Source organism: Aeromonas sp. (assembly GCF_050633025.1).
In the GTDB taxonomy this organism is placed as follows: Bacteria; Pseudomonadota; Gammaproteobacteria; order Enterobacterales; family Aeromonadaceae; genus Aeromonas.
Map to the genome: position 1 here is coordinate 1 of NZ_JBODRQ010000152.1, position 7,156 is coordinate 7,156.

The window sequence follows — 7,156 nt, forward strand, 5'->3', positions numbered from 1 at the left end:
AAAAATGCCCCGCATTGCGGGGCATTTTCATCAGGCATGACAGCGTCGGGATCAGGCCGAGGTATCGAGAGGTTCGAAGCCCTTGATCAGGTCATCGATAGCCTTCATCTGTTTGAGGAAGCCTTCCAGCTTCTCCAGCGGCAGGGCGCTCGGGCCATCACAGCGGGCAATTTTCGGATCCGGGTGGGATTCGATAAAGAGACCGGCCAAACCGACTGCCATACCGGCGCGCGCCAGCTCGGTCACCTGCTCGCGACGACCACCGGAGGCCGCACCCAGCGGGTCACGGCACTGCAGGGAGTGGGTCACGTCAAAGATCACCGGATAGCCACCGGTGCTCTTCTTCATCACCCCCAGCCCCAGCATGTCCACCACCAGGTTGTCGTAGCCGAAATTGGCACCGCGCTCACAGAGGATCAGCTGGTCGTTGCCGCACTCCTCAAACTTGTCGGTGATGTTCTTCATCTGGCTTGGGCTCAGGAACTGCGGCTTCTTGATGTTGATAACGTTGCCGGTGCGGGCCATGGCTTCCACCAGATCGGTCTGGCGTGCCAGGAAAGCGGGCAGCTGGATAACGTCAACCACCTCGGCGACCGGCTTGGCCTGATGGGGTTCGTGCAGATCGGAGATGACCGGCATGCCGAAGGTCGCTTTCAGCTCCTGGAAGATCTTCATTCCCTCTTCCAGACCCGGACCGCGGTAGGAGTGGATGGAGGAGCGGTTGGCCTTGTCCCAGCTCGCCTTGAAGACAAACGGGATGCCCAGCTTGCTGGTCACTTCCACGTACTTCTCGCACACCGCCATCGCCATGTCGCGGGATTCCAGCACGTTCATGCCGCCAAACAGCACGAACGGTTTGTCGTTGGCAACGTCGATCTGGTTGATCTTGATATTCTTCTGTTCCATCTAAGACATCCTTAATAAAAGGGCCTGAAGCCTAGTTACTCTGTTGCGACCGGACGCAGCGGCCTTGATATTCTTCTGTTTCAGTTTCAAACCGCCCTTAATGGAGGGGCTTGGGGCTCAGATCCAGCGCGGCCAGCTGCACTTTCAGCACATCGGCCACCGGATCGTCCGGGCATTGTTCAATAAAATATTCAAAATCGTCGGCGGCCTGGCGCGGGCAATCGAGCTGCTCGTAGATAAAGCCGCGATCCCGCGTCTCCAGCGGATCGCCTGGCTTCATCCGCAGCAACAGCTCGCTGCAACGCAGCGCCTCGGGCATGCGATCTTCCCGCAGCAGGGCGCCCTTGCTGACGTTGAGCAGCCGTTCGATGATCTCCCACTGGCCGGAGGGCTGCAGGTAGTCGGGAGTGAGGGTCGCCAAGTCCCCCAACGCACCGCGCAGCAGCAGCTCGATGCGGGCCAGACTCAGCTCGTCGCCGGTAAAGGGGTCGACATAGACCTCCCCCTCGCCACCGGCAAAGCTCACCAGGAAGTGACCGGGGAAGCAGATCCCCTCCACATCGAGCCCGAGCTTGCGCCCCAGCTGGATAATGAGAATGCCGAGGCTGACCGGGATGCCCTTGCGCTGAACCAGCACCTGATTGAGGTCGCAGTTGTTGGCAGAGAAGTAGTCCTGCCAGTCGCCATGAAAACCGAGGCTGTGGTAGAAGCCCTGCAGCAACTGCTGGCGCACCTCGTCGCAGGTGCCCTCTTCGATCTGTTCGTCCAGCCACTCGTCCAGCAGGGCCAGCTCGCGGATCCCCTCCTCGACCGAGCCATGAATCTCATCGCTGACTGACAACGCCAGCTCGGTGATGTCGTGGGCTTCGAAATCGGTCCATTCGTCTATGTGTAACATTCTCTTGATGCCTTAGCCGAACACACTCGTCTGTTTGAGCACTGCCAACTTGGCAATAAAGTAGATCCAGCCGAGCGCCCCCAGAAAGGAGCACCAGCGCACCAGATTGCTTTTGGCCAGCCGCAGCGCCATCGCCGCCAGAAATACCAGCACCAGAATGGCCATCAGCTTCTCGCTGAGCCAGGGCGTTCCGTTATTGAGCGGGTTGAGATCCAGCACCATGCAGAGCAATACGCCGGAGAGCACCACCAGACCGTTGAGCCAGCCGCTGACCTTCATCACCGGCGCACTGTAGGCTCGGCCAGTGGCGGTCTGTACCCAGTAGAAGCGGAGTATAAACATCAGCACGGCCCCGGCAATCAGGGTGAGGTGCAGGTGTTTGAGCACAAAAACCATATTCAATCCTTGCATGGGGGCGTACAGGCAACCCGCCGTGTAACAGTGAGGAACCGTCAGCGCAGCGGGCAGAGGCCCAGCGTCACCCTGTCGTTATCCCCGTAATCGCGCACCGTGGCTACCTCGCGGTAGCCGCCATCGCGCAGCAACTGACGCACCGCCTCCCCCTGATCCCAGCCATGCTCCAGCAGCAACCAGCCGTCAGACAGCAGATAAGTGGGGGCGTGGGCCACGATGTGGCGGATATCGGCCAGCCCGGCGTCATCGGCAACCAGCGCCGAGCGAGGTTCAAAGCGCACGTCTCCCTGCTCGAGATGGGGATCGGCGCCATCAATATAGGGAGGATTGGAGACAATCACCGCAAAGCGGGGTGCCTGCTCATCGAGCGGAGCAAACCAGCTGCCATCACGCACCTCGATGGGCAACCCTAGCGCCGCGCTATTCTCGCGGGCCAGCGCCGCGGCATCCGCCATCCGATCCACCGCCCATACATCGACCTCGGGCCGCTCGGACTTGAGCGCCAGCGCGATAGCGCCGGTGCCGGTGCCCAGATCCAGCACGGCGCAGGGCCCTAGCGGGATTTTGGTCAGCGCCTGCTCGACCAGCACCTCGGTATCGGGGCGCGGGATCAGGGTCGCCGGGCTCACTTTCAGCGGCAGTGACCAGAACTCCCGCTCGCCCACCAGATGGGCGATGGGTTCGCCATTGAGACGACGGACCAGCCACCCCTGCAGGGTGGCCTGCTGGGCGGCATCCAGCTCACGCTCTGGCCAGGTCATCAGATAACTGCGCCGACACCCGAGCAGATGGCAGAGCAGTACATCGGCGTCGGCGCGGGGGGACTCCCCCTCAGCCAACACAGTAATGATATGGGCGCGGGCCTGCTGGATCTGCATCAGTGCCACTCCACCTTATGGGCACCACACTTAATGCGAGCTTGCCGGATCACCATTTGCATCAGTTGTTCTCGGCCAGCGAGGCGAGCTGATCGGCCTGATACTCCTGCATCAGCGGGGTGATGACGCAGTCCAGATCCCCTTCCAAAATTTCGGAGAGGCGATAGAGGGTCAGGTTGATGCGGTGCTCGGAGAGGCGGCCCTGCGGGTAGTTGTAGGTACGGATGCGCTCGGAGCGATCGCCGGAGCCCACCAGATTGCGGCGGGTGCTCTGCTCGGCGGCGCGATGGCGCTCATCCTCGGCCGCTTGCAGGCGGGCGGAGAGCACCGACATCGCCTTGGCGCGGTTCTTGTGCTGGGAGCGCTCGTCCTGACACTCCACCACCAGCCCGGTCGGCAGGTGGGTGATGCGGATGGCCGAGTCGGTCTTGTTGACGTGCTGACCACCGGCACCGGAGGCGCGGAAGGTGTCGATCTTCAGATCGGAAGGGTTGATCTCGATCTGCTCGGCTTCCGGCACTTCCGGCAGCACGGCGACGGTACAGGCGGAGGTGTGCACCCGGCCCTGAGATTCGGTCTCCGGCACCCGCTGCACCCGGTGACCACCGGATTCAAACTTGAGGCGACCATAGACGCGCTCGCCGTCGATCTTGGCGATCACCTCCTTGTAGCCACCGTATTCACCGTCATTGCAGCTGACGATGGAGACGCGCCAGCCCTGACGCTCGGCAAACCGTGAATACATGCGGAACAGGTCACCGGCAAAGATGGCCGCTTCGTCGCCACCGGCACCGGCACGGATCTCCAGATAGCAGTTGTTGTCATCCTTGGGATCCTTGGGCAGCAACATCAGTTGCAGCTCCTGCTCCAGCGCCTCCAGATTGGCCTTGGCGAGCGGCAGCTCCTCCTGCGCCATCTCGCGCAGGTCGGCATCCTCCTCCTCCAGCATCATCTGGGTGGTCTCAAGATCATCCTGCGCCTGACGGTAACGCTGGAAGGCGTGAACGATATCTTCCAGCTGGGCATATTCGCGGGTCAGGGCGCGGTAGCGATCCTGATCCGAGACCACATCCGGCTCGCCGAGCATGGCCTGTACTTCTTCGTGGCGCTCGATGAGGCCTTCCAGCTTTCTGATCAGTGACGGATTCATAACTCTTGCATTCTCAATGGAGGACGGGACAACCGGCAGGTTGCCCGAAAATTATGGCTCTTGTGACAACCCCAGCGCCTGCCGCAAGCGGGAGAGCTCGCTCTGATCCCCCTGGGAGGCAGCCTGGCGCAACGCCTGGGTCGGCGCGTGGATCAATTTGTTGGTGAGGCGATGGGCCATCGCCTTGAGCGCCTGTTCGGCACTCTCGCCCTGCGCCAATGCCAGCAGGGCCCGTTGCAACTCTTCATCAGCCACTTGCTGGGACTGATGGCGGTAATCGCGAATGAGGTCGACCGAGCTCTGGCCGCGATACCAGCCCATAAACGCGTCCCGCTCTTCCTGCACGATCACTTCCGCCTGTGCAGCAGCCCGCTTACGGGTTTCGAGGTTCTGCTCGATGATCCCCTGCAAATCATCCACCGTGTAGAGATAGGCATCGGAGAGCTCATCGACTTCGGCTTCGATGTCGCGCGGCACGGCAATATCCACCAGAAACATGGGCTTGAAGCGGCGGGCCTTCAGCGCTCGCTCCACCATCCCCTTGCCGATGATGGGCAGTGGGCTGGCGGTAGAGCTGATGACAATATCCGCCTCGTGCAGATAGTCGGGGATCTCTTCGAGCGTCATCACCTGGGCACCGAATTCGGCTGCCAGGGTCTGGGCACGCTGCAGGGTGCGGTTAGCCACCATCATCTTGGTGACGTTCTGCTCGCGCAGATGACGGGCAACCAGTTCAATGGTCTCCCCCGCCCCGACCAGCAGCACCTTGGTCTGGGAGAGATCGGAGAAGATCCGCCGACCCAGGCTGACGGCAGCAAAGGCCACCGACACGGCACTCGCGCCAATCTCGGTATCGGTACGCACCCGTTTGGCCACCGAGAAGGATCTCTGGAACAGCCGCTCCAGCGCCCCCTTCACCGACTCCGCCTGCTGGGCATGGGCGTAGGATTGCTTGATCTGCCCCAGGATCTGCGGCTCCCCCAGCACCAGCGAGTCGAGCCCGCACGCCACCCGCATCAGGTGGCGCACCGCCTCTTCATCGTGATGCTGATAGATGGCAGTGACCAGTTCGGCCGCGTCCAGCCCGTGGAACTGCTGCAGCCAGCGCAGCACTTGCTCCTGCCGCTCCTCCTCAAGATTGCAATAGAGTTCGGTCCGGTTGCAGGTGGAGACGATCACCGCCTCGCTGACACCGGGTTGGCTCACCAGCTCACGCAAGGCGCGATCGATGCAGTCCGGGCCAAAGGCGACCCGTTCCCGCAAGGCGACACTGGCGGTGTTGTGGTTGATTCCGAGGGCAAGCAAACTCATGAGTGGGCGACGATCATTTCATACGCTGGGTGCAAAGGCTGCCAATTGTACGAGAAAGGGTAAGTCTTTAAAAGCAATACGGCCGCCCCGTATACTGTGGCAAATTCCTCTCTCTGGAGCCGTCTCTTGCTGCTACGTATTTTTACTTTCACCTGCCTGCTATTGCTGGCCGGTTGTGCCACCACCCAGCCCCAGCGTGACCAGGTGAACTGGAACCAGGAGCGGACCCGTCTCGAGCAGCTGACCCATTGGCAGCTATCCGGCAAGATGGCCATCATCACGCCACAGCAAAAGGGCAGCGCCCGTCTCAACTGGCAGCAGGATGGGGAGGATTATCGCCTCAACCTCACCAGCCTGATTGGCACCAGTATTCTGGAGCTCTCCCGCAGCAAAGGGGAGATCACCCTGCTCGACAGCGACGGCAATCGCCACCAGAGCCAGGATGCCGAAGCGCTCATCTATCAACTGACCGGCTGGAATATTCCGGTTGCGGGATTGCCAGAGTGGATCAAGGGGCTGCCGGGTCAGGCGGAGTTTGAACTCAACCCCGACAGCAGTCTGGCCAGCGTGCGCGACGGCCAGTGGCAGATCGTCTATGGCGATTATCGGGATCAGGATGGCTACCGCCTGCCACACCAGCTGACCATGACCGGCCAGAACAGCCGCCTCAAGCTTCAGATCAACCAATGGACTCTTGCACGTTAATGGCTTCCACACGCTGGCCGGCACCGGCCAAACTCAACCTGTTTCTACACGTCAATGGCCGTCGTCCCGATGGCTATCACGAGCTGCAGACCCTGTTTATCTTCCTCAACCACAGCGACTGGCTCGAGTTTGAGGTGATACCGAATAGCGACACACTCACCCTGAGCCCGGCCATTCCCGGGGTACCGGATGAGCAGAACCTCATCATCCGTGCCGCCCGCCTGCTGCAGGCAAGGCTGCCGAGCCCGCAAGGTGCCCATATCCGGCTGGAGAAAGTGCTGCCCATGGGGGGCGGCATCGGCGGCGGTTCGTCCGATGCAGCGACCACGCTGGTGGCGCTTAACCACCTCTGGCAAGCGGGTTTGAGTGAAGATGAACTGGCTGCGCTCGGCGTCCAGTTGGGAGCGGATGTACCGGTATTTGTCCGTGGCCGGGCTGCCTTTGCCGAAGGGGTGGGCGAGCGGCTGCAACCGGTCGAACTGCCCGATGCCTGGTATCTGGTACTCAAGCCCGATTGCCATGTAGCGACAGCGGCCGTATTCCAGGATCCGGACCTGCCCAGAGCCACTCCGAAGATGGCTTTGCACAACCTGCTGGAAGGCGAGTGGAAAAACGATTGCGAATCACTGGTGAAAAAGCGCCACCCCGAGGTTGCCAATGCGCTCGGCTGGTTGCTAGAATATGCGCCGTCAAGAATGACGGGCACAGGAGCCTGCGTCTTTGCTCAATTTGAAGACGAAGTGACTGCTCGGGAAGTGTTGGCTTGCGTGCCGAAGGGACTTGATGGGTTTGTCGCCAAGGGCGAGAACATATCACCTCTCTTCTCCACATTGCAACAGTTCAAATGATTGGGGTATCGCCAAGCGGTAAGGCAGCGGGTTTTGATCTCGCCAT

Annotated in this window: 7 protein-coding genes and 1 pseudogene; 2 read left to right on the forward strand and 6 right to left on the reverse strand. The window is 61.1% G+C overall.

Features of this window, described 5'->3' with window-relative positions; genetic code table 11:
* Positions 1–51: 51 nt before the first annotated feature.
* The 6 genes from kdsA to hemA form a co-directional block, all read right to left on the reverse strand.
* A complete protein-coding gene (gene kdsA / locus ACRAUW_RS15680) occupies positions 52–906 on the reverse strand; it encodes a 3-deoxy-8-phosphooctulonate synthase (protein WP_005334937.1) in 855 nt (284 codons plus the stop codon).
* A gap of 97 nt (positions 907–1,003) precedes the next feature.
* Positions 1,004–1,804: a SirB1 family protein gene (locus tag ACRAUW_RS15685; protein WP_431363027.1), complete on the reverse strand. Its 801-nt coding sequence runs from the start codon at positions 1,802–1,804 to the stop codon at positions 1,004–1,006.
* Positions 1,805–1,816: 12 nt separating this feature from the next.
* Positions 1,817–2,200 (reverse strand): SirB2 family protein, encoded by a 384-nt coding sequence (locus ACRAUW_RS15690; RefSeq protein WP_431363028.1) that lies wholly within the window; start codon positions 2,198–2,200, stop codon positions 1,817–1,819.
* Positions 2,201–2,256: 56 nt separating this feature from the next.
* A complete protein-coding gene (gene prmC, locus ACRAUW_RS15695) occupies positions 2,257–3,096 on the reverse strand; it encodes a peptide chain release factor N(5)-glutamine methyltransferase (protein ID WP_431363029.1) in 840 nt (279 codons plus the stop codon).
* A 61-nt stretch (positions 3,097–3,157) separates the two neighbouring features.
* The gene (prfA, locus tag ACRAUW_RS15700; protein WP_431363030.1) at positions 3,158–4,246 is read right to left on the reverse strand and encodes a peptide chain release factor 1; all 1,089 of its coding nucleotides are present in this window, start codon (positions 4,244–4,246) and stop codon (positions 3,158–3,160) included.
* 51 nt (positions 4,247–4,297) lie between these two features.
* Positions 4,298–5,557, reverse strand: coding sequence for a glutamyl-tRNA reductase (gene hemA / locus ACRAUW_RS15705; protein ID WP_431363031.1), 1,260 nt, complete (start codon positions 5,555–5,557; stop codon positions 4,298–4,300).
* 126 nt (positions 5,558–5,683) lie between these two features.
* Between hemA and lolB the strand changes: the two genes are divergently transcribed.
* Together lolB and ispE are read left to right on the forward strand one after the other, a co-directional pair.
* Positions 5,684–6,262: a lipoprotein insertase outer membrane protein LolB gene (gene lolB / locus ACRAUW_RS15710; protein ID WP_429011333.1), complete on the forward strand. Its 579-nt coding sequence runs from the start codon at positions 5,684–5,686 to the stop codon at positions 6,260–6,262.
* Positions 6,262–7,132: pseudogene (gene ispE, locus ACRAUW_RS15715) on the forward strand (4-(cytidine 5'-diphospho)-2-C-methyl-D-erythritol kinase). The gene lolB and the pseudogene ispE overlap by 1 nt, the downstream one beginning before the upstream one ends.
* The last annotated feature ends 24 nt before the right edge of the window (positions 7,133–7,156 follow it).